This window comes from Paeniglutamicibacter quisquiliarum (assembly GCF_019084045.1).
Taxonomy (GTDB): Bacteria; Actinomycetota; Actinomycetes; order Actinomycetales; family Micrococcaceae; genus Paeniglutamicibacter; species Paeniglutamicibacter quisquiliarum.
Genome location: NZ_JAHRED010000004.1, coordinates 155,787 through 178,205 on the forward strand (window position 1 = coordinate 155,787; position 22,419 = coordinate 178,205).

At 67.2% G+C, this 22,419-nt stretch carries 17 protein-coding genes, 1 pseudogene and 3 riboswitches; of the genes and pseudogenes, 10 read left to right on the top strand and 8 right to left on the bottom strand.

Features of this window, described 5'->3' with window-relative positions; translation table 11 throughout:
- Positions 1 to 154 precede the first annotated feature (154 nt).
- Both KRR55_RS09530 and KRR55_RS09535 read right to left on the bottom strand, forming a co-directional pair.
- Positions 155 to 1,558, bottom strand: coding sequence for an LLM class flavin-dependent oxidoreductase (locus KRR55_RS09530; RefSeq protein WP_217388851.1), 1,404 nt, complete (start codon positions 1,556 to 1,558; stop codon positions 155 to 157).
- Positions 1,559 to 1,634: 76 nt separating this feature from the next.
- Positions 1,635 to 2,972: an acyl-CoA dehydrogenase family protein gene (locus KRR55_RS09535; RefSeq protein ID WP_217388852.1), complete on the bottom strand. Its 1,338-nt coding sequence runs from the start codon at positions 2,970 to 2,972 to the stop codon at positions 1,635 to 1,637.
- 6 nt (positions 2,973 to 2,978) lie between these two features.
- Positions 2,979 to 3,075, bottom strand: a riboswitch (SAM riboswitch).
- Positions 3,076 to 3,498: 423 nt separating this feature from the next.
- Positions 3,499 to 3,587, top strand: a riboswitch (SAM riboswitch).
- 4 nt (positions 3,588 to 3,591) lie between these two features.
- Here KRR55_RS09535 and KRR55_RS09540 point away from each other — a divergent pair.
- From KRR55_RS09540 to katG, 6 genes and pseudogenes are all read left to right on the top strand, one after another.
- A complete protein-coding gene (locus KRR55_RS09540; RefSeq protein WP_217388853.1) occupies positions 3,592 to 4,404 on the top strand; it encodes an ABC transporter ATP-binding protein in 813 nt (270 codons plus the stop codon).
- Between the two features lie 92 nt (positions 4,405 to 4,496).
- Positions 4,497 to 5,516 (top strand): aliphatic sulfonate ABC transporter substrate-binding protein, encoded by a 1,020-nt coding sequence (locus tag KRR55_RS09545; RefSeq protein ID WP_217388854.1) that lies wholly within the window; start codon positions 4,497 to 4,499, stop codon positions 5,514 to 5,516.
- Entirely contained in the window at positions 5,516 to 6,337 is an 822-nt protein-coding gene (locus tag KRR55_RS09550) for an ABC transporter permease (RefSeq protein ID WP_217388855.1), read from the top strand. The genes KRR55_RS09545 and KRR55_RS09550 overlap by 1 nt, the downstream gene beginning before the upstream one ends.
- A 106-nt stretch (positions 6,338 to 6,443) precedes the next feature.
- Entirely contained in the window at positions 6,444 to 8,420 is a 1,977-nt protein-coding gene (gene acs, locus KRR55_RS09555) for an acetate--CoA ligase (protein ID WP_217388856.1), read from the top strand.
- A gap of 288 nt (positions 8,421 to 8,708) precedes the next feature.
- Positions 8,709 to 9,035, top strand: coding sequence for a hypothetical protein (locus tag KRR55_RS09560; protein WP_217388857.1), 327 nt, complete (start codon positions 8,709 to 8,711; stop codon positions 9,033 to 9,035).
- Between the two features lie 10 nt (positions 9,036 to 9,045).
- Positions 9,046 to 11,219 (top strand): annotated as a pseudogene (katG, locus tag KRR55_RS09565) (catalase/peroxidase HPI).
- 18 nt (positions 11,220 to 11,237) lie between these two features.
- Here the strand turns inward: katG and KRR55_RS09570 are convergent.
- From KRR55_RS09570 to KRR55_RS09590, 5 genes are all read right to left on the bottom strand, one after another.
- On the bottom strand, positions 11,238 to 12,467 hold the full coding sequence (locus KRR55_RS09570) for a flavin-containing monooxygenase (RefSeq protein ID WP_217388858.1): 1,230 nt from the start codon (positions 12,465 to 12,467) through the stop codon (positions 11,238 to 11,240).
- A gap of 78 nt (positions 12,468 to 12,545) precedes the next feature.
- A complete protein-coding gene (locus KRR55_RS09575) occupies positions 12,546 to 13,070 on the bottom strand; it encodes a methyltransferase family protein (protein WP_217388859.1) in 525 nt (174 codons plus the stop codon).
- Positions 13,057 to 14,772: a LuxR C-terminal-related transcriptional regulator gene (locus tag KRR55_RS20660; RefSeq protein WP_217388860.1), complete on the bottom strand. Its 1,716-nt coding sequence runs from the start codon at positions 14,770 to 14,772 to the stop codon at positions 13,057 to 13,059. The genes KRR55_RS09575 and KRR55_RS20660 overlap by 14 nt, the downstream gene beginning before the upstream one ends.
- 89 nt (positions 14,773 to 14,861) lie before the next feature.
- Entirely contained in the window at positions 14,862 to 15,509 is a 648-nt protein-coding gene (locus tag KRR55_RS09585; protein ID WP_217388861.1) for a methyltransferase domain-containing protein, read from the bottom strand.
- A gap of 143 nt (positions 15,510 to 15,652) precedes the next feature.
- Positions 15,653 to 16,585: a LysR family transcriptional regulator gene (locus KRR55_RS09590; protein ID WP_217388862.1), complete on the bottom strand. Its 933-nt coding sequence runs from the start codon at positions 16,583 to 16,585 to the stop codon at positions 15,653 to 15,655.
- A 159-nt stretch (positions 16,586 to 16,744) separates the two neighbouring features.
- On the opposite strand from KRR55_RS09590, the gene KRR55_RS09595 reads away from it, so the two are divergent.
- Positions 16,745 to 18,049 (top strand): aromatic ring-hydroxylating oxygenase subunit alpha, encoded by a 1,305-nt coding sequence (locus KRR55_RS09595; RefSeq protein ID WP_217388863.1) that lies wholly within the window; start codon positions 16,745 to 16,747, stop codon positions 18,047 to 18,049.
- Positions 18,050 to 18,081: 32 nt separating this feature from the next.
- Positions 18,082 to 19,545, top strand: coding sequence for a ferredoxin reductase (locus KRR55_RS09600; RefSeq protein ID WP_217388996.1), 1,464 nt, complete (start codon positions 18,082 to 18,084; stop codon positions 19,543 to 19,545).
- 21 nt (positions 19,546 to 19,566) lie between these two features.
- Here the strand turns inward: KRR55_RS09600 and KRR55_RS09605 are convergent, their stop codons facing one another.
- Positions 19,567 to 20,130, bottom strand: a complete 564-nt coding sequence (locus tag KRR55_RS09605; protein ID WP_217388864.1) for a histidine phosphatase family protein — start codon at positions 20,128 to 20,130, stop codon at positions 19,567 to 19,569.
- Positions 20,131 to 20,240: 110 nt separating this feature from the next.
- A riboswitch (SAM riboswitch) is annotated at positions 20,241 to 20,335 on the top strand.
- A gap of 114 nt (positions 20,336 to 20,449) precedes the next feature.
- Here KRR55_RS09605 and KRR55_RS09610 point away from each other — a divergent pair.
- Together KRR55_RS09610 and KRR55_RS09615 are read left to right on the top strand one after the other, a co-directional pair.
- Entirely contained in the window at positions 20,450 to 21,823 is a 1,374-nt protein-coding gene (locus KRR55_RS09610) for an O-acetylhomoserine aminocarboxypropyltransferase/cysteine synthase family protein (protein ID WP_217388865.1), read from the top strand.
- The gene (locus KRR55_RS09615; protein ID WP_217388866.1) at positions 21,823 to 22,323 is read left to right on the top strand and encodes a CoA-binding protein; all 501 of its coding nucleotides are present in this window, start codon (positions 21,823 to 21,825) and stop codon (positions 22,321 to 22,323) included. Before KRR55_RS09610 ends, KRR55_RS09615 begins: the two co-directional genes overlap by 1 nt.
- Positions 22,324 to 22,419 lie beyond the last annotated feature (96 nt).

The window sequence follows — 22,419 nt, forward strand, 5'->3', positions numbered from 1 at the left end:
CCGGAACTCATCGACTGGGCAAATGGCGGCTGACTCTCTTTCCTGGTCTCAGGCTGCCGGCCGTCCCGAACGTTCACGGCCCCTTAAACGGCCCGGGCGGCGGCGCACCTCATGGTGCGCCGCCGCCCGAAACTCGTGCGGGAGTTACTCCCGGCTACTTGACCTCGGCGTTCGAGAACCGGTAGTTCGCCGCGCGGTGGGAGTCCTGGACGCGGTCGCCCTTGCCGAAGAGCTTGTTGCGCAGCGTGCCCTCGACGTATTCGGTCGGGTAGGCGCCGCGTGCCTGCAGCTCGGGAACGATGAACTCCACGATGTCCTCAAAGGTGCCCGGGGTGATGGCGTAGGCCAGGTTGAACCCGTCCACGTCGGTGTCCTCGACCCACTCGATGAGCTTGTCGGCGACCTCGGTCGGCGAGCCGACGGTGATCGGTCCGAAGCCGCCAACGCCCACCCACTCGGCCAGCTGGCGGATCGTCCACGGGTTGCCCGAATCGCCGCTGGCCTGCTGGAACATCGACACGGTGGACTGGATGGCGTTGGACTTCACGTTGTCGCCGATAACGTCGTCCGGGCCGTAGGTCGACAGGTCCACGCCCATCCAGCCGGAGATCAGCGCAAGGGCGCCGTCGATGTCGGCGTAGGACTTGTAGTCCTCGAACTTGGCCTGCGCGGCGGCGGAATCCACGTCCGTGATGATGGTCTGCATGGTGTAGATGCGCACGTCGTGGCGTCCACGGCCGGCCGCCTCGGCGGCGTCGCGGATCTTGGTGACCGTGGCCTTGAGCATGTCCTTGGTGGGGCAAGTGACGAAGACTGCCTCGGCATTTGCCGCGGCGAACTGCATGCCGCGCGAGGAGGTTCCGGCCTGGAAGATCACCGGGGTGCGCTGCGGGCTGGGCTCGGTGATGGCGATGCCCGGGACCTTGAAGTACTTGCCCTCGTGGTTGATCTCGTGGACCTTGGCCGGGTCGGTGAAGACACCGCGCTCGGCGTCGCGAACCACGGCGTCTTCTTCCCAGGAACCCTCGAGCAGCTTGTACACGACCTCGAGGTATTCGTCGGCGTGGTTGTAGCGCTCGTCGTGCTCAAGCTGGTCTTCCTGGCCCATGTTCCGGGCGGCGGAGGGCAGGTAGCCGGTCACGACGTTCCAGCCGATGCGGCCCTTGGTCAGGTGGTCAAGGGTCGCCAGGCGGCGGGAGAAAGGGTACGGGTGTTCGTAGGAGGTGCTGGCGGTGACGCCGAAGCCGAGGTTCTCGGTCACGGCGGCCATCGCGGAGACAAGCATGAGCGGGTCGTTGACCGGGACCTGGGCGCCGGTGCGCAGCGGCACCTCGTTGGAGCCGCCGAAGACGTCGTAGGTGCCCAGCACGTCGGCGATGAAGATGCCGTCGAACTTGCCCTTTTCCAGGGTCTTGGCCAGGTTGGTCCAGTAGGACAGGTCCTTGTAGCTGGCGGACTGGTCCTTGGGGTGCTTCCACAGTCCCGGGGACTGGTGTCCGACGCAGTTCATGTCGAAGGCGTTGAAGCGGATCTGGCGTGGGGCGGGAGTCGTGCTCATGTTTATCCTTCGCGAGGTGTTGGGAGTTGCGGATCCGGTGTTGTGCGGATCAAGTTGATGTGGGGCTCGTGTTGTTCTACGGGATGCCGGTTGCCTGGGTGGCACCCACGTCGCCGATGGCGTTGAGCTGCTGGGGCGCCGTGCCGTTGACCTCGTAGTCGCCGATGATGCGAGACTTGTAGATCGCGGGGTTGTGGGTGGCAACGGTGCGCGCGTTGCGCCAGTGCCGGTCCAGGTTGCATCCCTTGGCGGTTGCCGAGGCACCCAGTCCGTCAAAGAGCTTGGTCGCCGCGGAGAGCACCAGCGGCTGGACGACCGCCTGGGCCCTGTCCGCGGCGAGTTCACACACCGCGAACCGCTCGGCCGGGCTGAGCGATGCATCGGCCAGCGCGACCTCGATCTCCGCCACGGCGGCCAGGACGATGGAGTCGACCGCGAATGCGGTGCCGGAGACCTCTCCGACCAATTGCAGTACCTGGGGTTCTTCGCGCACCGGAACACCGGTCCCGGTGCTGAAGCTTCGGGTGCGGGCCTGGACCGAGGAGCGCATGTCGTTGAGCACGGCGCGCGTGATTCCCGCCTGGACCCCGAGGAGCACCAATTGGAAGATGGCGGATTCCGGGTCGTTGACCTGCTGCTCGTCGGGAAGGATCGTGTCCACCGGGACATTCTCGAACGTGGTTGAGCCGGTGCCGGTGAGCTGCTGCCCGAATCCGTCCCAGTCGTCAAGGATCTTGACGCCGGAATGCTGCGTGGAAACCACGGCGATCTGCCTGCCGGCACGGGCGGGGTGCGCCACGGCGACTGCCACCCAGTCCGCGTAGATCGTGCCGGTGCAATAGTATTTTTCGCCGTTGAGGATCCAGCGCTCGCCCTGCTTGGCGATGGTCGTGTTCAGGGTGCCCAGCCGGTTTCCGCCGCGCTCGGTGTAGGCGTTGCCGACAATTTGTCCGGCCACGATGCGCTCGACCCAGCGGTGGCGCAAGGCATCGTCTTCCAGCTGCAACACGGATTCGACGAAGCCGATGTGCGAGCGCCACAGATGTGCCACCTGGGAATCGGCTTCTGCCAGTTCGATGAGCAGGCGGAACAAGTCGGACACGCTGGCACCGTAGCCGCCCTCGGCGACGGGGATGCGCAGCGCCCCGAACCGCACCCGGTTCAGCCAGCCAACCGGTTCGAAGGGCAGGGTCCGGTTGGCGTCGCGCTCACTGGCCCCGGAGGCGATCCTGGCGAAGACCGGGCGGAAGATCGCGGCCAACTCGTCATAGTGCCCATTACGGGGAACGCCCGGAGTGAGCTTGAGCAGGTGCCGGGCCGGGGTGTCGCCGGTAAATGCGTCGAGGTTGACGGCACCAAAGATGTTGGGGTCCGCTTCGACAGCGTGTGCATGTGCAAAGGAATCGACAGCCATGAATTCTCTCCATCGGTTCTGGCGTGAGCACCTACCGCCCAATTAAGGGGAGGGGTTGCTGCGGCGTCATGGAGCCAGATCTCTCGGCCGCTCTGGATGGTTGTTGGTCATATTTCTACACGCCTCGGCGAAGCGGTGACAACCCGCTTCGTCACAATTGACGGTTGCGTCACAGGGCAAAAGGGGATTCGCTGCCCGCCGGGGCAGGGGCGAAGCACCGGCGCACCGGCATTCCACCAGCCATTCGTTCGACGACGGTGGGTGCACGGTTGGAGGCCGCGGAACCAAATGACCCACACGACCCTTGGCAAGCATGTGCGCGAGATCCCGGGGTCCACACGGACGATCCCCAGACCGGATCCGATTGCCCGAAACCTCCAAAGCACCACAAGTTGAATGATCGAAAGTCCCGTAGATTTCCGTAGATAATTCGACGCATGGTCATTAAATTCCACCTCGTCGAACATTCGGTTACATTACGGCGGGCTTGCTCCTATGACGCCGCATCGACTTTGATGGAGGTCATAACCCATCCCGAGCGGCCGAGAGATCTGGCTCTATGACGCCGCAGCAACCACCTCGTCGAGGCCGGTGCTACCGCCAGTCCGATGGAGAGATCATGACTTCCACGCTTGACCACCCGACGTTTGTCGCACCGACAAGTGTTTCCAGCAACGCGCTTCGCGTGACATTCCAGGGCGTTGGCCGCAGCTTCGGCGGTCGCGAGGTGCTGCACGATGTCGACCTCGAGGTCACCCCGGGAGAAGTCGTGGCAATCCTCGGCCCAAGCGGCTGCGGCAAGTCCACATTGCTCCGATCCGTGTCCGGGCTGGACCAGCCATCCGCCGGGCAGGTCCTGATCGACGGCACCGCTGTCAACGGACTGGACACCCGCTGTGCGGTGGCGTTCCAGGAGCCACGCCTGCTGCCATGGAAATCCGTGACCAACAACGTTTCCTTGGGCCTTCCGGCGGGCACCGACCGCACCACCGGTGCGGCACGCATCGCAGAGCTGCTCGAACTCGTGGAACTCGATGCCTACAGCGATTTGCGCCCGAGGGAAATCTCCGGCGGCATGGCCCAGCGCGTCTCGCTCGCCCGGGCCCTGGCCCGACGCCCCGGCGTCCTGCTCCTGGACGAACCGTTCGGCGCCCTGGATGCATTGACCCGCTTGAAGATGCAGGATCTCCTGCTGGACATCCACAGCGCGTACCCGACCACGGTCTTGCTGGTCACCCACGACGTTGACGAGGCACTGCAGTTAGCCGACCGCATCGTCGTATTGGGACGCCCGGACGGCGCAACAGCCGCAACCGTCACCCAGCTCCTCACGGTCCCGGGGTCACGTCCGCGAAACCGCAACGATGAAAGCCTCGGCCGAATGCGCAGCTCACTTCTTGCATCGCTCGGCGTTGACGCACACCGCCACTAAACCGGCACCCAAGCACCGTCACTTCACACCACTCGCATCTTCTGAACGAGCGTCCTTCTTGTCGTGCGTTCACCCATTCAAGGAATTCACCCATGAACCGAAACCTTTTCTCACGCCGCACTCTCATTGCCACCTCCGCGCTGGTTGCCGCCACCGCGTTGCTGACCGGTTGCGCCGGCGAGGGCTCGGGCGCTGCGGAAGCCACGACCCTCAACATCGACTTCGCCACCTACAACCCGTTGTCCCTGGTGCTCAAGGAAAAGGGATGGCTGGAAGCCTCGCTGAAGGAACAGGGCGTCACCGTCAACTGGGTGCAGTCGGCCGGTTCGAACAAGGCCAACGAAGCGCTTCGCGCGGGGGCAATCGACGTGGGATCCACCGCGGGTTCCGCCGCCCTGCTGGCCCGGTCCAACGGTTCCCCGATCAAGACCATCGACATCTACTCGCAACCGGAATGGGCCGCCCTGGTTGTTGCCAAGGACTCACCCATCAAGGACGTGAGCGAACTCAAGGGCAAATCGGTCGCCGCCACCAAGGGTACCGACCCCTACTTCTTCTTGCTGCAGGCCCTGGAGCAGGCAGGTCTCGGCCCGGATGACGTGACCGTGGAGAACCTCCAGCACGCCGATGGCCGCGCCGCCCTGGAAAACGGTTCCGTGGATGCCTGGAGTGGATTGGACCCGATCATGGCCGGCGCGGAGGAGAACGGCGCCAGCTTGATCTACCGCAACCTGGATTTCAACACCTACGGTGCCTTGAACGCCAACGAATCCTTCCTGGCGGAGTCCCCGGAAATCGCCCAGGTCGTGGTGGACTCCTACGAAAAGGCCCGCGAATGGGCCGCCAAGAACCAGAAGGAAACCGCGACAATCCTGGCCGACGTGGCAGGGCTGGAAGCACCGGTTGCCGACAAGGTGATCCTCGAGCGTTCCAATCTTGATGTCTCCGCGGTGCCCGGCCAAAAGTTGGTCGACGTCCTGACGGTCGTGGGACCGATCTTTGTCGAGACCGGCGATGTCACCAGCCAGGCCAAGGTCGACACGGCTCTTGATTCCCTCATCGATGATTCCTTCGCCAAAAAGGCCGACGCTTCGAAGGTCAAGGGTTCGTAATGTCTGCCGATTTTTCCCTCAACACCAAGGAAACGACGCCAGCCAGTGCAAGCGGGCCCCGGATCCCGGGCTCGACACTGGGCCGCATCGGGCTCGGCGCACTGGTGCCGCTGCTTGTCCTCGTGCTGTGGCAGAGCGCCACCTCCCTCGGCTGGGTCACCTCCGCACAGCTCCCATCCCCCACGTCGGTGTACTCGGCCGCAGTGGACCTGATCGGGCGCGGGGAACTTGGCACGCACATCGGCATCTCCACCCAACGCGTCCTGGTGGGCTTCGCCATTGGCGCGGTGCTTGGGCTTGGATTTGGCGCCTTGGTTGGACTGTCGCGGCTCGCCGACGCATTGCTGGGCCCCACCATTGGAGCCATTCGTGCGGTGCCGTCGCTGGCCTGGGTTCCCCTGCTGATCTTGTGGATGAAGATCGGTGAAGATTCGAAAATCACGCTGATTGCCATCGGCGCCTTCTTCCCGGTGTTCACCACCGTGTACCTGGCGCTACGCCATGTGGACAAGAACCTCATCGAGGCCGGACGTGCCTTTGGCCTCAAGGGGATCAAGTTGCTGACCACCATCCAGCTGCCTGCCGTGGTTCCTGCCATATTTTCCGGCCTCCGGCTCGCCCTGGCACAGGCTTGGCTTTTCCTGGTGGCTGCGGAACTGATCGCATCTTCCATGGGGCTTGGCTTCCTGCTCACCGATTCACAGAACAACGGCCGGATCGACAGACTGATTCTGGCAATCATCCTGCTGGCAGTGATCGGCAAGGCCACCGATGCACTGGTGGGCCTGGCTGAACGCTGGGCAGTCAGGCGCTGGGCCTAAGGGCAACCAACCACCCGTTTCGAGCGGCCCAGATTTCTGGCGTCACGACGCCGCAACAAGCACCTCCCCGAGACCGGTGCTACTGCCAGGAGCAATGGAGAAAACAATGACTGAAACCCTGCACCCCGTCACGACTGACATCGCCAACGAAGCCTCCCTGACCGAAGCCGAACGGCTCGCATTCTGGGACGCCGCCGCGCGGCGCCTGAGCTGGTCCGAGGACTGGCACACCATCCACACCAGCACCGGTGTCGACCAGGCGGCCAGGCGCGGCCCCGAACTGCGCTGGTTCGAGGGCGGCAAGCTCAATGCCGCCTACAACTGCGTTGACCGGCACGTGGAGGCCGGCCGCGGCGACAAGGTTGCCCTGCACTTCGAGGGCGAGCCCGGGGACAGGACCACCGTCACCTACCAGGACCTGCAGGACCGTGTATCCCGGGCCGCCAATGCGCTGGAGGCACTCGGCATTGGCAAGGGCGACCGCGTGGTCATCTACCTGCCGGTGCTCATCGAAACCATCGTCATCACCCTGGCCTGCGCGCGCATCGGCGCGGTTCATTCGCTGGTCTTCGGCGGCTTCTCCGCCGAGGCGCTGAAGTTCCGTGTCGAGGACACCGGCGCCAAGCTCCTGGTCACCACCGACGGCCAGTTCCGCCGCGGCACCTCGGTCCCGGTCAAGGCGCACGCCGACGAGGCCGTTTCCGGGGACAACGCGATCGAGCACGTGCTGGTCATCAACCGGACCGGGCACACCGACATCAACTGGGTCGAGGGCCGGGACGTGTGGTGGCACGAGACTGTCGACACCGCGAGCACCGAACACGCCCCGGAGGCCTTCGACGCCGAGACCCCGCTGTTCATCATGTACACCTCCGGCACCACCGGGCAGCCCAAGGGCCTGGTCCACACCACCGGCGGCTACCTGACGCAGGCCTCCTGGAGCCACGAGTTCCTCTTCTCCCACCCGGATCCGGCCAAGCGCGAGGACGATGTCCACTGGTGCACGGCCGACCTGGCCTGGGTCACCGCGCACACCTATGAGATCTACGGGCCGCTGTCCAACGGCGTCACCCAGGTCATCTACGAGGGCGTGCCCAACGCCCCGCACCCGGGCCGCCACTTCGAGATCATCGCGCGCTACGGGGTCACGAGCTACTACACCGCGCCCACCCTGGTGCGCTCGCTGATGGGTTGGTTCCCCGAGGGGATCCCGGCCGACTACGACCTGTCCTCGATCCGGCTGGCCGGAACCGTGGGCGAGGCAGTGAACCCGGAGGCGTGGCGCTGGCTGCGTGGCCAGATCGGGCGCGACACCGAGTCCGGCATCCCGATGGTCGACACCTGGTGGCAGTCCGAGACGGGCGCGACGATCCTTTCCCCGCGCCAGGACGACACCGCGTTCAAGCCCGGCTGCGGCACCCGGGCGCTGCCGGGCGTGGCGGTGGACATCGTCGACGATGCCGCGCAAACGGTGGAGAAAAACCTGCAGGGCTACATCGTGCTGACCAAGACCGGGCCGTCCATGGCCAGGACCGTTTGGGGAAACCCCGAGCGCTACTACACCTCCTACTGGGAGAAGTACGCGCAGCAGGGCTGGTTCCTGGCCGGGGACGGCGCGCGCTTCGATGCCGACGGGGACATCTGGATCCTGGGCCGCACGGACGATGTCATCAACATCTCCGGACACCGGCTCTCCACCATCGAGATCGAGTCCGCCCTGGTCACCCACCCGGCGGTTGTCGAGGCCGGGGTCTGCCCGACCGCCGACGCCAAGACCGGCCACGCTGCCACCGCGTTCGTGGTGCCCTTCGACAAGTCGGTGGTTGGAACGGACCTGGCCGGCGAGGCGCTGGCCAGGCAGCAGGCCCTCATCGCCGAGCTGCGCAACCACGTGGCAACCCAGATCGGGCCCATCGCCAAGCCGCGCGACATCGTCTTCGTTCCCGACGTGCCCAAGACCCGCTCGGGCAAGATCATGCGCCGGCTGCTGACCCAACTTTTCGAGGGCAGCACCCTGGGCGACACCACCAGCCTGCAGAACGAGCCGTGCATCGCTGAAATCAAGGAAATCTGCGAGCGTTAGGCAACTTTCGCGCGCCGGGAAACGCAGCGGACTGCTGCGTTTCCCGACGTGCTTCGAGGCCCGGGCCCCGTTCGCCGCCGCCCTCTTTCCCCCTGCCGGGGAAGGGGGTGCAGCCATTCGGCGCCACCGCGCCGCTGTAGCCGTAGCGCATGGCACGAGTGGCAGTTAGGCTTGTTGGTGGGTGCCCCGCCCGCCCGGACCGCACGCCGTGATGCGGGGTTCCACGAAATAATTCAGTCCGAAACCGCTCCCGTCGGGGCCAGTTGAAGACCAGCGGAAAAGTTGAGCATGACAAGACCGGTTGAGCTCGAGCCAGTGTCGCGCGAGGCGTCCATGAACATGATGCCCCTGCGACTCGCCGCGGTCTGCGCCAAGCCTCGTGCCAATGCCGATGCCGTCCTCGTTGCCGACCACCGGGAGCGCTGCCCGGAGCCACGCCCGGCCGCGTACGGCTCCTTGAAGCGGGCGCTCCACCTTGGTGCCGTGCTGGACTGCCAACGGCACGGGAACACCAGCCGCCACCGTACCTGCATGGGCGACAACCACCAAGCTCCTCCGGCGATGCCTAAGCCGCCTGCCGGGGCCCCGGTACCCCAACCCGACAAGTCAACCTAAGAAGGTAGCCATGTCTGAAACCACGAGCGACCAGTGCCCCGTTCCCCACGGCGGCGCCCACACCATTCCCGGCAACGCGAATGCCCAGTGGTGGCCGAACAGGCTCAACCTGGGGATCCTGGCCAAGAACACCCCGGTCTCCAACCCACTGGACGCGGATTTCAGCTACGCCGAGGCCTTCGAGGCCCTGGACCTGGACGCAGTGAAGGCGGACCTCGCCGCGGCCATGACCACGTCGTACGACTGGTGGCCGGCCGACTACGGCCACTACGGCCCGCTCTTCGTGCGCATGGCCTGGCACTCGTCCGGCACCTACCGCAGCCACGACGGGCGCGGCGGCGGCGGGTCGGGCCAGCAGCGCTTCGCCCCGCTGAACTCCTGGCCGGACAACGTCAACCTGGACAAGGCCCGCCGCCTGCTCTGGCCGGTCAAGAAGAAGTACGGCCAGTCCATTTCCTGGGCCGACTTGATCATCCTGGCCGGCAACGTGGCCATGGAGACCATGGGCTTTAGGACCTTCGGCTTTGCCGGCGGTCGGCCCGACGTGTGGGAGGCCGACGACGACGTGTACTGGGGCCCGGAGAAGGTGTGGCTGGACAACGAGCGCTACACCGGTGACCGCGACCTTGCGGCCCCGCTGGCGGCGGTCCAGATGGGCCTGATCTACGTGAACCCGCAGGGTCCGGACGGCCTGGCCGATCCGCTGGCCGCGGCCGTCGACATCCGCGAGACCTTCCGCCGCATGGGCATGAACGACGAGGAGACGGTCGCGCTGATCGCCGGCGGGCACACCTTCGGCAAGGCCCACGGTGCCGAGGCCGAGTCCCACAAGGGTCCCGACCCGGAGGCCGCACCGCTCCAGCTGCAGGGCCTGGGCTGGAAGTCGGGCCACGGCAGCGGACACGGCGACGACACCATCGGTTCCGGGCTTGAGGTCACCTGGACCTACCACCCGACCCGCTGGGACAACGAGTTCTTCGAGATCCTCTTCGGCTACGAGTGGGAAATGTTCCTCTCCCCGCCGAAGCCCAGCAGTGGCGCCCGAAGGACGGTGCCGGCGCAGGCACGGTCCCGATGGCCCACAACCCGGAGCAGCGCCGCGAACCGCGCATGCTCACCACCGACCTTTCCCTGCGCCTTGACCCGATCTACGGCCCGATTTCCCGGGACTACATGGAGAAGCCGGAGAAGTTCGCCGACGCGTACGCCCGCGCCTGGTTCAAGTTGACCCACCGCGACATGGGCCCGAAGTCCCGCTACCTGGGCAAGGAGGTCCCGGCCGAGGACCTCATTTGGCAGGATCCGCTCCCCGCCGCCCCGGCCGCGACGCTGGGCGACGCGGAGATCGCGGCGCTGAAGGCACTCATCGCCGACTCGGGGCTGAGCGTGAGGCAACTGGTCTCCACCGCATGGAAGGCCGCTTCCACCTTCCGTTCCTCCGACAAGCGCGGCGGCGCCAACGGCGGCCGCATCCGCCTGGAACCACAGGTGTCCTGGGCCGTGAACCAGCCCGCGCAACTCAGGGACGTCATCGCCACGCTCGAGGCCATCGTCGACCGGTTCAACGCCAGCTCCATGGTCAAGACCTCCTTCGCCGACGTGGTGGTGCTGGCGGGCAACGTGGGCGTCGAACAGGCCGCGCGGGCCGCGGGACACGAACTCACCGTCCCGTTCACCCCGGGCCGCGTGGATGCCAGCCAGGAACAGACCGATCCGGAGCAATTCGCGTGGCTTGAGCCGGTCGCCGATGCGTTCCGCAACTACGACTCGGGCCTCCTGAAGATGCCCAGCGAGTACCTGCTGATCGACCGCGCGAACCTGCTGGGCCTCTCCGCCCCGGAGATGACCGTGCTGCTCGGTGGCCTGCGCGTGCTGGGCAACAACTGGGACGGCTCGAACCTTGGCGTCTTCACCGACACCCCGGGCGCGCTGACCAACGACTTCTTCGCGAACCTCCTGGAGCTGGGCCTGGAATGGACGCCGGACGCCGAAGAGAAGACCTTCTCCACCACCGACGGCCGCTATAACGGCAGCCGCGTGGACTTGGTCTTCGGATCGAACTCCGAGCTGCGCGCCCTGGCCGAGGCCTATGCCTCGGACGACGCGAAGGGGAAGTTCGCGCTCGACTTCGCCGCTGCCTGGGCCAAGCTCATGGACGCCGACCGCTTTGAGCTGAGGAGGTAGTCCCCCCGCGCCGGCCGGTCAGCCGGCCTCGACCATCTCCCGGACCAGGTGCGCGGCATCGGCGCCGACCCCGGGGATCACCGACGACGGCTCGGCATGCAGCCACGGCAGCCCGATCACGTAGAGCCCCGGCTGGACGGTGACGCCGCGCCGGTGGAGCGGGTAGCCCCAGTCATCGAGGATCGGCAGCCCCAGCCAGGAGAAGTCCAGCCGGTAGCCGGTGGCCCACACCACCGCGGAAATCCCTTCCGCGTCCAGATCCACGCTGGCTTCCCCCTCCGGAACCGGCCCGTGTCCGGTGTCCGGCGGTTCCTGCGGCAGGTCAAGCCCGACGGCAGCTGCATAGGCGTCGAACATCGGCCGGAAGCGGACGTCGAAGTCTGCCTCGGCGAAGGCCACCTGCCCGGCCACGTCCTGGGCGAACCGCACCGTGGAACCCTCAACCCCCCGGACCTTCCCGTGCAGCACCGCACCGCGTTCGGCCAGGCGGCGCGGGGAATCCTCGACCAGGTGCGGATGGCAGCCGAAGCGGGCGGCCGGGGTGGGCAGGTCCTCCACCGTGGGCACCTGCATGCCGAGCTTCGGGCCCTGGATCAGTATCTGCATGAGCCACCAGTACAGGTTCCGGCCACGATAGCTGCGCGGGGCGGCGGCGCAGGAGGACACCGCCACGTGCACGCGGCGGCCGGCTGCCAGCAATTCGGCGGCGATCTGCGTTCCGGACTGCCCGCTCCCGACCACCAGCACCGCGCCGGCGGGCAATTGGCCGGGTTCCCGATAGCCGTTGCTGTGCAGCTGCAGGACGGTGCCGGGGAACGCCGCCGCGACCTCCGGCAGGCGCGGCACCTGGTAGGGGCCGGTGGCCAGCACCACCCGGCGCGCCGCAAACGCGGTTTCAGTGGTTTCGACGCGGAAGCCGCCATTGGCCACCGCCAGCCCCGTCACCTCGATGCCCAGCCGCACCGGTGCCTGAATCCGTCCGGCATAGCCGCGGAACAGCTCGATGACGGCATCACGGCCCAGGTAGGCGTCCGGGTCCGGCCCCTCGTACGGCATGCCGGGCAGTTGGAGAGCGAAGTTCGGCGTGACCAGCCGGAAGCTGTCCCAGCGGTCCTGCCACGCGCCGCCGAGGGTTTGGCGGCGGTCAACCAGCACGTGCCCGATGCCTGCCTGGTTGAGCCAATAGCTGGTGGCGAGCCCGGCCTGGCCTGCCCCGATCACCAGCGTGTCAACTGTTTCGGTGCCCATGACGTCCTCCTGGGTTTGTTCCCGATTGGTCTTGGTACCGAGGCTAGACGCGCGAGGGGGTGGACGGCTTCGGCCGAATCACCCATCCCGGCCAAATGGGTCGTTCTGTGTAGTGCCCAGGCGCAGGTAGCGCGGTGTGCGGGCCGCATAGTCCGCGTACAGGCTCCCGAATTCTTCGATAAGCCGGCGTTCCTCGCCAAGGATCTCCCGGTGCACCAACAGCGCGGCGGCCGGGAGGGTCAGCGCTGTCCAGCCGCTGCCCGCCGCGGTGCCGATGCCGGCGTGGAGCAGCACCCACGCGAGGTACATCGGGTTGCGGCTGTGGCGGTAGGGCCCGGAGACCACCAGCGCCTGCGGGTGTGCCAACTGAACCGGGCGTGCCGCCCGCCAGGCGGTCACGGCAAGCAGCACGCCCGTACCTGCCAGCACCACCCCCGCGGCCCTTGCCCGGAGAGGTGTGGGATGCCGCCCTGCTGCCGCACCTCTCCGGCCCAGCAGCAGGGCGGCACCCAGACCCGCCACATGCTGCGGGGGCACCGGGACGTTGGACAGGCCGCGGTGCCCCCGGGTCGCACAACGGCCCGCCGCGCTAGGGGTTTCCATGCCTTCCGCCGTCCGTGGCCCGTTTCCTCCCGGCGCCTGCGGCAATGCCGCGGTCATAGGCGTACGCGGTGGCAGCTGCCCGGTTCGCCACCCCGATCTTCGTGTAGATGTTGCTCAGGTGCCGGGCGACCGTCTTCTCGCTGAGAAACAGCGTCTCGGCCACCTTGCGGTTGGTCATCCCGGTGGCAACCAGGCGGAGCACCTGGGTTTCACGAGCGGAAATCCGCCCGCCGTTCCCCCGCGCCGATGCCTCCGACACCCCGGGCCCGGCTGCAGGATCGACCTTCATCGCCTTGTCGAACCGGACTGTCGCGGCGACGGCACCCAACTCGCGCATGGCCGCACCTGCGGCACCCAGCTCCATCCGGGCACCCTCGGCGTCCCCCAGCAACCGGCAGGCCTCGGCCATCGGCAGCCGCGTGAATGCCACCTCCAGGGGCATGTCCAGTGCCGACCACTGCTCCCGCGCGCGGCTGAGCAGCGCCAGTGCCTCCTCGGGACGCTTTCGTGCCAGCAGGATTCTTCCCTGCAGGCACAGCGCCTCGGCCTGCAACTGGACCGATCCGAAGGAGTGCGAGATTCCGGCCAGTTCCCGGGCCACCTCGGTGGCACGGTCGAGCCGGCCGACCGCCAGCAGCGCTTCCCCGGCCGCGGGAAGCAGCCGCGCCCGGTCGGTGGCGGCCGAGGACTCGGCCAGGGCGCGTTCCAGTGCCGCAGCGGCTTCCCGACCCCGGTCCTGGGCCAGGCGCAGCAGTCCCAATCCGGGTTGCGGCGAGACGCCGAAGCCGTGCGCCAACTCGTAGTGCTGTTCTGCCTCCGCAGCCGCGCCGCGAATCCGTTCGAGTTCGCCCAGCTCGTAGTGGGCAGTGCCCAATGCCGGGTGCCGGGGCCGGGCCAGCCGGTCCGCGGCCCGGGCTGCCTCCGCCGCTGCACTCTCCAGCTCCCCGCGATGGCGCAACAGCTGGGCACGGTGCACCATGCACTGCCCGCGGTACGGGACCAAGTCGGGCTGGCGGTCGCACCAGGCGCCCAGGGCATCGGTCCACTCCCGGGCCCGCGGCACATCGAAGATCCTCCGGCACTCGGAGATCACGGCGCAATAGACGATGCCCACGGCGATCGGGCACACCGCATCGCGGGTGACCACCAGCATGGCTTCGTCGATCAGCGGCAGGGCCTCGGCAATCCGTCCCAGCCGGATCAGGGCCTGGCTTCGCGCGAGGGTGCCGAATGCCAGCAGGTCCGCGTCGCCCAGCCGTTCCCCGGCCTCGAGCACCGTGGTCGCCCCGGCGAGCGCGGACCCGGGATCGGATTCCAGCCGGAAAAGGGTCTCCGGGACCAGCATCAGCACCTGTGCGGCGCAGTCGGGCGGGCAGCGCGGCAACAGCCGCCTGGCGCTGGCGATCCACCCGTGTGCCTGGGCTGCGCCGCCGCCGAGGACCAATTGCAGCACCAGCCAGAATGCGGCCTGGACCGCCTCGGAAAACCGTCCGGCGGCCACGTGGGAATGGTATGCGCGTTCGAGGCTTTCGCGGCTTTCCGCATCGCGGCCCAGCAGATAGGCGACGATGGCCAGCTTCAACAGGTCTGATCCGTCCGGCTGCGCCTCGTCCAGCGCCGCCGCAAGGTACCCGTGCGCGGCCTTCCATTCCCGCCGCGTAAAACTCTCACGGCCCTTCTCCAAGGCCCCGTTTTCCCTCACGCTGAACACCTCTGCGGCCAGAATACCGCAGTTCAGCGGCGCGGCGTCCGCGGCTTCGGTGCCGGTTTGCGCCGCCCGATCCGACGCAGCTAGCGCGAAATCTCCACGTAGGCCATGGACCCGCGCCGGGACAGCGTGACCGGTCCAAGCCCGCTGGCGCGCACCTGGTCAAAGAGCTCGTTGGCGGTCCGGATGCACGCGATGTCGCCGTGGGCCTTCAGCAGCGCAAGGTAGGCGTTGGACCGGGCCGACCCCTTGACCAACGAGGCCAGGAACAATTTCCCGTGTTCCTCGAGTTGCCGCCCCAGCGCACCGACGGTGGCGGCGACGTCCGGGACAAGGTGCAGCAGCCCCAGCCCCAGAATGGTTTCGTAACGGCGGTCCGCGCCGGGCGCGAGCATGTCCCGGCATTCCAGGGTGATCCGCTCGGGCAGCGTGCCGCCGGCGGCACGGGCGATTGACTCGCCCGCCAGCTCCAGCATCGGGGCGCTCATGTCCACCAACGTCGTCTCCCGTGCGCTGGCCACGTGAAGCGTCGCGGTGGCCTGTGCGGTGCCGGCCGCCACCTCCAGCAGCGGGCCTTGCCCGGAGCCGATCGCCTGTGCGGCGAAGATTGAATACTGCCGGGGGTCGGTGCCCCAGAAAACCTTGTTGTAGAGCCTTGAGCCGATCATGGCGTCGTAGGTCTTCGCGCATCGGGCGTAATACCCGGGGTTCCCAAGAAACGATTCGCTCATGCACACATGGTGCGCCTCGGCGGGCAGGGGTTTCTAGGCCTAGTCCGCATGGATTTTCAGGCGGCCTCCACCAGAAGGACTTGCCCCGTCGGCACCGGCGTCCGGCAGCTCACCGGCGGCACGGCGTCGGGGGTCGCGTGGTCCTAGACTTCGTCCTCCAGCCGTTCGGTGAGGATTCGCTTTGCCCGCCGCTGCAGGATACCGAGGGATTCCTTGATCAGCGGCGAGGAGATGCTGCCCTTGCGCACGGCGGCGACGATTCTGCGCGAGGGCTGTCCCTGGCCGGAGATGCGCAGTCGCGTCACATTTTCCGTGCTTCCCAGGGGCGCCAATCGCGGCAGCAGCCCCACCCCCATCCCGGCGCCGACGAAGGCGATCTGGGTTTCCCACTCGACGGCCTCGTGGGCAATCCGGGGTGTCACCCCGACTGCCGTGAAGGCCGCGGTGAACAGGGAGTGATAGGTCGACCCGGGGGCTTCGGTGATCCACGGTTCAGTCGCCAGCTCTTCGAGCGTCACCGTTGCCCGCGATGCAAGCCGATGGTCGGAGGGGAGGATCACGTCCAGGGGATCGTTCAGCAACGTGGTCTGCTCGAAGCGCGGGTCTTCTTCGACATAGGTCTGGGACTGCATGGCAACGATGACCGCCAGGTCGATGCGCTCGGCGACCAGCAGGTCGAAGCACCGGTCCGGGTTCGCCTCCAACACCTGCACCTCCACCTGCGGGCGCGAGGTGCGCAGCGCCGCGGCCAGCGGCGCGAGCAGCTGGGCGGCCGCGGTGGAAAATCCGCCGAGCCCGAAGTGGGACTGCACCTGGTCCCCGGCCTGAAGCGCCGCGGCCCGCAGCCGCTCCCATTCCGTCATCAACGCGTCGGAGCCCGTCACGAGGAACCTGCCGGTGGCCGTCAGTCGCACCCCCCGCCCGTCCTTCGTCAGCAGCTGCATGCCCAGCACGCGCTGCAGCTCACGCAGCTGTGCCGACACCGCGGAGGGCGAGTATCCGGTGAGTTCCGCGGTTGCCCCGACGGTGCCGGTCCGGGCAAACACTCTGAGCGTGGTGAGTCGCGGGTCGATCATGCACCCATTCTGCATCATTATCCCCAAAATATTGCGCTTTTATTGCAGAGCGACAATCCCTACCCTCGTGATTAAGAAGATTTCAGCATTTCGGTGACATGGATCACCATCCGGATCCGCGACCCCGCATGCCACCCCATTCCTCCGAGGAGTAAACACATGTCTGCTTCAGTGAACGTGCCCCTGTCTTCACGCGGCAAGCTCGCTTCGTCATTGCCTGCAGAGCAGCTGGCCGAGATCGCCGAGTTGTTCGACTTCCGGCGCGAAGGGTATTCCCTTGACGCGCCGTTTTACACCGATCCGGCGATCTTCAAGATCGACATGCAGGCCATTTTCGGCGAACACTGGCTCTTTGCCGCAAGCGTCGCGGAGCTCCCGGAACCGGGCGACTACGTGACGGTCGACTACGGACCCTACTCACTGATCGTGCTGCGCAACGACGAGGGCGGCGTGAATGTCCTGCACAACGTGTGCCGCCACCGCGGCGCGCGGGTCCTGACCGAGTCGGCCGGGACCACGGGGAACCTCGTGTGCGGCTACCACTCCTGGACCTATGCCCCCAGCGGCGACTTGATCCACGCCTCCGCGCCCGGGGAAACGAAGTTCGACAAGGGATGCTTTGGCCTCAAGCGCGCCCACAGCCGCGTCAACGCCGGCCTCATCTTCGTCTGCATTGCCGAGGAAGCACCGGCCGACTTCGACGAAACCGCGAAGATCTTCGAGCCCTACCTGGCCCCCCACGACCTCTCGAAGGCGAAGGTCGCCTACCAGCAGAACATCATCGAGGAGGGCAACTGGAAGCTCGTCATGGAGAACAACCGGGAGTGCTACCACTGTGACGGGCACCCGGAACTCGCCTGCTCCCTCTTCCCCACCTGGGGCCTGACCGAGGGCCTGATCCCCCCGCACCTCGAGGAAGTCTGGGACCGCAACACCGAGGCCCAGGCCGCGCTCGAAAAGCGCTGCCAGCGCTATGGCATTCCCTACGAGGTCGTCGAGGAGCTCGACACCCGCGTCGCGGGCATCCGCATCTCGCGCGAGTCCCTCGACGGCGACGGCGAATCATTCTCCCCCGACGGACACCGGCTCTCCAAGAAACTGCTCGGGGACCTGCGCGACTTCCGCCTCGGCCGCTGCTCGATGCACCTGCAACCCAACAGCTGGTTCCATTTCCTCGGCGACCACGTCGTCACGTTCGCCGTGTTCCCGGTGAACGAGCACCAGACCCTGGTGCGCACCACCTGGCTGGTGGCCGATGACGCCGTGGAGGGCGACGACTACGACCTGGAGAAACTCACGCACACCTGGAAGCAGACCAACCTGCAGGACAAGGCGTTCGTCGAGCTGTGCCAGAAGGGCGCAAACAGCCCCGCCTACGAGCCCGGCCCGTACATGAAGAGCGAATACCAGGTCGAGGCATTCATCAACTGGTACGTCCAGCGCGTGCAGGAGCACCTGTCGTGACCATGACCACGACCGAGCCCACCACCGCAACCATGACCGAGCCTACGACCGTGAGCGAGCCCACGACCACGACCATTACCGCGCCCCACCAGGAGCCACAGCGCATTCGCGGCCTGGAAATGCCGTGGAACCGGGTGCTGGGCAGCACCGAGGGACCTGCCAGTGCAGCCCGCGCACTGGGCCCCTGGCATCCGCAGGAGTTCCTGGCCGAATGCGTCGAGATTGTTCCCGAGGCCGGGGGCATGCTGACCTTCGTGTTCCGCCGCGCCGACGGCGCGCCCCTGGCGTTCCGTCCGGGCCAATACGTGAACATCGCCTTCCCCGTGAACGGCGAGGGCGGGGACCCGGTGGACCGCAGCTACTCCTTGTCCAGTTCGCCCACGAAACCGTGGACCTTCGACATCACGGTGAAGCGCGATCCCAAGGGCCGGGTCTCGCCCTGGGTGCACGAAAACATCGGACCCGGCACGGTGCTCGAGATGCTCGGGCCCGTCGGCGCCTTTCACCTGCCCGACGCCGACCGGCGGGCACGCTACCTCCTGCTGGCCGCGGGAGCCGGAATCACCCCCATCATGTCCATGCTGCGGACCATCCACTCACTGCCCGGACAGGCCGACGTGGTGGTGCTGTACCACGGGGCCGAACCCGGGGGCTTCGCCTTCCACCAGGAATTGGGATACATCGCCACCGTGGACTCCCGCGTCACCGTCCACTTCTCCCTGGGCGACCGCCTGGTACCCGAGGACTGGGAAGGCCTCACCGGACGGCTGTCCACCGCGATGCTCGACGAGGTGGCGCCCGACGCCAACGGACGCCAGGTCTACGCCTGCGGGCCCGAGGGCTACCTGAACAGCGTGTCCGAACTGCTCGCCGCGGTCGGCGTCGACGACACCTCCATCCACATGGAATTCTTCTCCGGAGACCGCCAGACCATCCTGGAATACGAGGCCGAAGTCGCCCTGGCCGGAGAGATCGCCGAAGAGATCGCCGAGGAAATCGCCGATTCCGCGGAGGACTACTACGAAAGCCAGCCCAGCGCGTTCGGTCTCTACGAACCGGCCTACGACGACGAGGGAACCCTGGAGGCCACGGGACTGCCGCTCGAGGCGGCCGACCCCGACTTTGCCGCACCAGAACCCGTCGATTCCGAGGTTCCGGCCACCGAGGCAGAGCCCGAGGAAACAGCGGAACCCTCCGCCCCCGACGCCTCTTCGTTCGACACCGTCGGCACCGGAAGCCTCACCCTGTCCTTTGTTCGCACGGGCATCAATGTCCTGATCAATCCCGAGGAGAAGATCCTCGGCGCGGCCAAACGGGCGGGTGTCAGGATCGGCGCGAACTGCCAGGAAGGCATGTGCGGCTCCTGCAAGATCGTCAAGCTTTCCGGGGACGTCGAGATGAACCACCAGGGCGGGATCCGGGCACGGGAAATCGAGGCCGGAAAGTTCCTGCCGTGCTGCTCGACCGCGCGGACGGACCTGGTGATCGACGCCTAGCCGGGGGTGGGTCGGGCAGGCTCAGCGCGCGATCGCCGGCGCCAGTTCCCGCACGAGTTCCGCCAGCCGCGCCGGATCGATGTGGACCACTTCCCCGTTTTCCACCTTGGTGCCCAGCGGTTCGCCGGCGAGCGCGTCGCGCACGATCCGCATCGTGGCGCCGTGGCTGACAACCAGGATGCGGCGCCCGGGATTCGCCTCGAGAAGCCGCTGCAGTGCCGGCACCGCACGGCGCAGCACGTCCTGCCTGTCCTCGGTCCGCTCCGCCAGCAACCTGGCCTCCGCGTCGGGAATCTCGGCCATGATCCGGCCCTCGAGCGGGCCAAAGCCGCGCTCGATCACCTCGGGCACCGGGTCGCCGGTTTCGGCCTGAAGCTCCTCGGCGATCAACTGCGCGGTCCGGGCGGCACGGGAAAGCGGCGAGCCGAGCACTAGGTCCCAGCCCTGGCCCCGAAGTTTCCGTCCAACCCCGCGCGCCTGTTCGCGGCCCGTCCCGTTGAGTTCGATGTCGGTGCGCCCCTGCAGGCGCCCGGCGAGGTTCCAGTCGGTTTGCCCGTGTCGTACCAGTGCCAGCGCGGTGTCCATGGCTCGAGCATAGGCGCTGCGCGGCGGCGGCCGGGAATCGCGCGGGCTGTGCCTCGCGCAACGTAAGGACTCAAACTTGGGTCACAATCGGACATATTGAGAGACTGTTACAACCATCCCGAGCGGCCGAGAGATCTGGTTTGATGACGCCGCAGCAACCTGCCACAGCCGGTGGTTACGGTGCTACCGCCAGAAACGATGGAGCTGCTTTCCGCCCGAACCCGGACGGGTAAGCGACATTGATCCCGGGATTCCTGCCGCGATGGCCCCACGCATGCGCGGGGCCGAAGAACCAGTCGACAAGGAGTCGCAAGCCACCATGGCCGAACACCAATTTGGATTCCGCACGCGTGCGCTGCACGCCGGCGGCACCCCCGACGCCGAGCACGGCTCGCGCGCCGTTCCGATCTACCAGACCACCTCGTTTGTCTTCAAAGATTCCGACGACGCAGCCAACCTCTTTGCGCTGCAGAAGTACGGCAACATCTACTCGCGCATCGGCAACCCCACGGTGGCCGCATTCGAGGAGCGCATTGCGTCCCTCGAGGGCGGCATCGGCGCGGTGGCCACCGGCTCGGGCATGGCCGCCGAGTTCATCACCTTCGCCGCGCTGGCCGGGGCCGGGGACCACATCGTGGCCTCCTCCAAGCTCTACGGCGGCACCATCACGCAGCTGGACGTGACCCTGCGCCGCTTCGGGGTCTCGACGACCTTCATCGACTCCACGGATCCGGCCGAGTTCGCCGCCGCCATCCAGGAGAACACCAAGGCCGTGTACACCGAGGTCGTGGCGAACCCCTCGGGCGACATCGCCGACCTCAAGGGCCTGGCCGAGGTCGCCCACGCCGCTGGCCTCCCGCTGGTGGTCGACTCGACGCTGACTCCCCCGTACCTCCTGCGCCCCATCGAACACGGCGCCGACATCGTGATCCACTCCGCCACCAAGTTCCTCGGCGGACACGGCACCACCCTGGGCGGGGTCGTCGTGGAGGCCGGCACGTTCAACTGGGGCAACGGCAAGTTCCCCGCGATGACCGAGCCGGTGGCCTCCTACGGCAACGTCTCCTGGTGGGACAACTTCGGCGAGTACGGCTTCCTGACCAAGCTGCGTTCCGAGCAGCTGCGCGACATCGGCCCGGCGCTCCCGGCCCAGTCGGCCTTCCAGCTGCTGCAGGGAGTCGAGACCCTGCCCCAGCGCATGGACTCGCACCTTTCCAATGCCAAGGCCGTGGCCGAATGGCTCGAGGCCGATGAACGCATCAGCTACGTGAACTATGCCGGGCTGCCCTCGCACCCGCACCATGAGCGCGCCAAGGAGCTGCTGCCCCTGGGCGTCGGCTCGGTGTTCAGCTTCGGCGTCAAGGGCGGCCGCGCCGCCGGCACCGCCTTCATCGAGGCGCTGCAGCTGGCCAGCCACCTGGCCAACATCGGCGACGTGCGCACCCTGGTGCTGCACCCCGCTTCCACCACCCACCAGCAGCTCTCCGCCGAGCAGCTGGTTGCCGCCGGCGTGCCGGAGGACCTGATCCGCTTCTCGGTGGGCCTGGAGGACCTCGAGGACATCCTCTGGGACCTGGACCAGGCGCTGACCGCCTCGCAGCAGGTGGCCGAGGCCCCCGCCGGGGAAAGCTACGACGGGGCCGCCTGCTCCATCGACGCCGCCCGCGCGGCCGCCGTGACGGGAGCCAAGTAATGAGCAACGCAGTCCAGATCCGCACCTGGGAAGGCCCGAACGCGGCCGAACGCCTCGAGATCCTGCGCAACACCAAGTCGATCGCGATCGTGGGCGCCTCCAACAAGCCCTCGCGCGCGAGCTACTTCGTGGCGACCTACCTGCTGTCCTCCTCCAAGTACAAGGTCTACTTCGTGAACCCGGTGCTCGATGAGATCCTGGGGCAGCCGGTCTACAAGTCGCTGGCGGACCTGCCGGAGACCCCGGACCTGGTGGAGGTCTTCCGCAAGCACGACGACCTGCCCGGCGTCCTGGACGAGTCGATCGCCGTCGGGGCCAAGACCCTGTGGCTGCAGCTGGGTTCGTGGCACGAGGAGGTCGCGGCCAAGGCCGAGGCCAACGGCCTGAACGTGGTGATGGACCGCTGCGTGAAGATCGAGCACGCCCGCTTCCACGGCGGGCTGCGCCTGGCCGGCTTCAACACCGGCGTCATCTCCTCCAAGCGCCAGCTGCTCGCCTAGCCCGGCACACTGCGCAACGCAAAGGGTCCGTTCCCGAAACCAAGTGGTTTCGGGAACGGACCCTTCGTCGTCGGCGGGAACCCGCGGGATCTCCCG

Coding starts and splice junctions, on each gene's coding strand:
- KRR55_RS09595 (WP_217388863.1), top strand. CDS start 16,745: ATGTCTGCTTCAGTGAACGTGCCCCTGTCTTCACGCGGCAAGCTCGCT.
- KRR55_RS09570 (WP_217388858.1), bottom strand. CDS start 12,467: ATGGGCACCGAAACAGTTGACACGCTGGTGATCGGGGCAGGCCAGGCC.
- KRR55_RS09535 (WP_217388852.1), bottom strand. CDS start 2,972: ATGGCTGTCGATTCCTTTGCACATGCACACGCTGTCGAAGCGGACCCC.
- KRR55_RS09560 (WP_217388857.1), top strand. CDS start 8,709: ATGACAAGACCGGTTGAGCTCGAGCCAGTGTCGCGCGAGGCGTCCATG.
- KRR55_RS09575 (WP_217388859.1), bottom strand. CDS start 13,070: ATGGAAACCCCTAGCGCGGCGGGCCGTTGTGCGACCCGGGGGCACCGC.
- acs (WP_217388856.1), top strand. CDS start 6,444: ATGACTGAAACCCTGCACCCCGTCACGACTGACATCGCCAACGAAGCC.
- KRR55_RS09545 (WP_217388854.1), top strand. CDS start 4,497: ATGAACCGAAACCTTTTCTCACGCCGCACTCTCATTGCCACCTCCGCG.
- KRR55_RS09530 (WP_217388851.1), bottom strand. CDS start 1,558: ATGAGCACGACTCCCGCCCCACGCCAGATCCGCTTCAACGCCTTCGAC.
- KRR55_RS09600 (WP_217388996.1), top strand. CDS start 18,082: ATGACCGAGCCTACGACCGTGAGCGAGCCCACGACCACGACCATTACC.
- KRR55_RS09605 (WP_217388864.1), bottom strand. CDS start 20,130: ATGGACACCGCGCTGGCACTGGTACGACACGGGCAAACCGACTGGAAC.
- KRR55_RS09615 (WP_217388866.1), top strand. CDS start 21,823: ATGAGCAACGCAGTCCAGATCCGCACCTGGGAAGGCCCGAACGCGGCC.
- KRR55_RS09585 (WP_217388861.1), bottom strand. CDS start 15,509: ATGAGCGAATCGTTTCTTGGGAACCCCGGGTATTACGCCCGATGCGCG.
- KRR55_RS09540 (WP_217388853.1), top strand. CDS start 3,592: ATGACTTCCACGCTTGACCACCCGACGTTTGTCGCACCGACAAGTGTT.
- KRR55_RS09590 (WP_217388862.1), bottom strand. CDS start 16,585: ATGATCGACCCGCGACTCACCACGCTCAGAGTGTTTGCCCGGACCGGC.
- KRR55_RS09610 (WP_217388865.1), top strand. CDS start 20,450: ATGGCCGAACACCAATTTGGATTCCGCACGCGTGCGCTGCACGCCGGC.
- KRR55_RS09550 (WP_217388855.1), top strand. CDS start 5,516: ATGTCTGCCGATTTTTCCCTCAACACCAAGGAAACGACGCCAGCCAGT.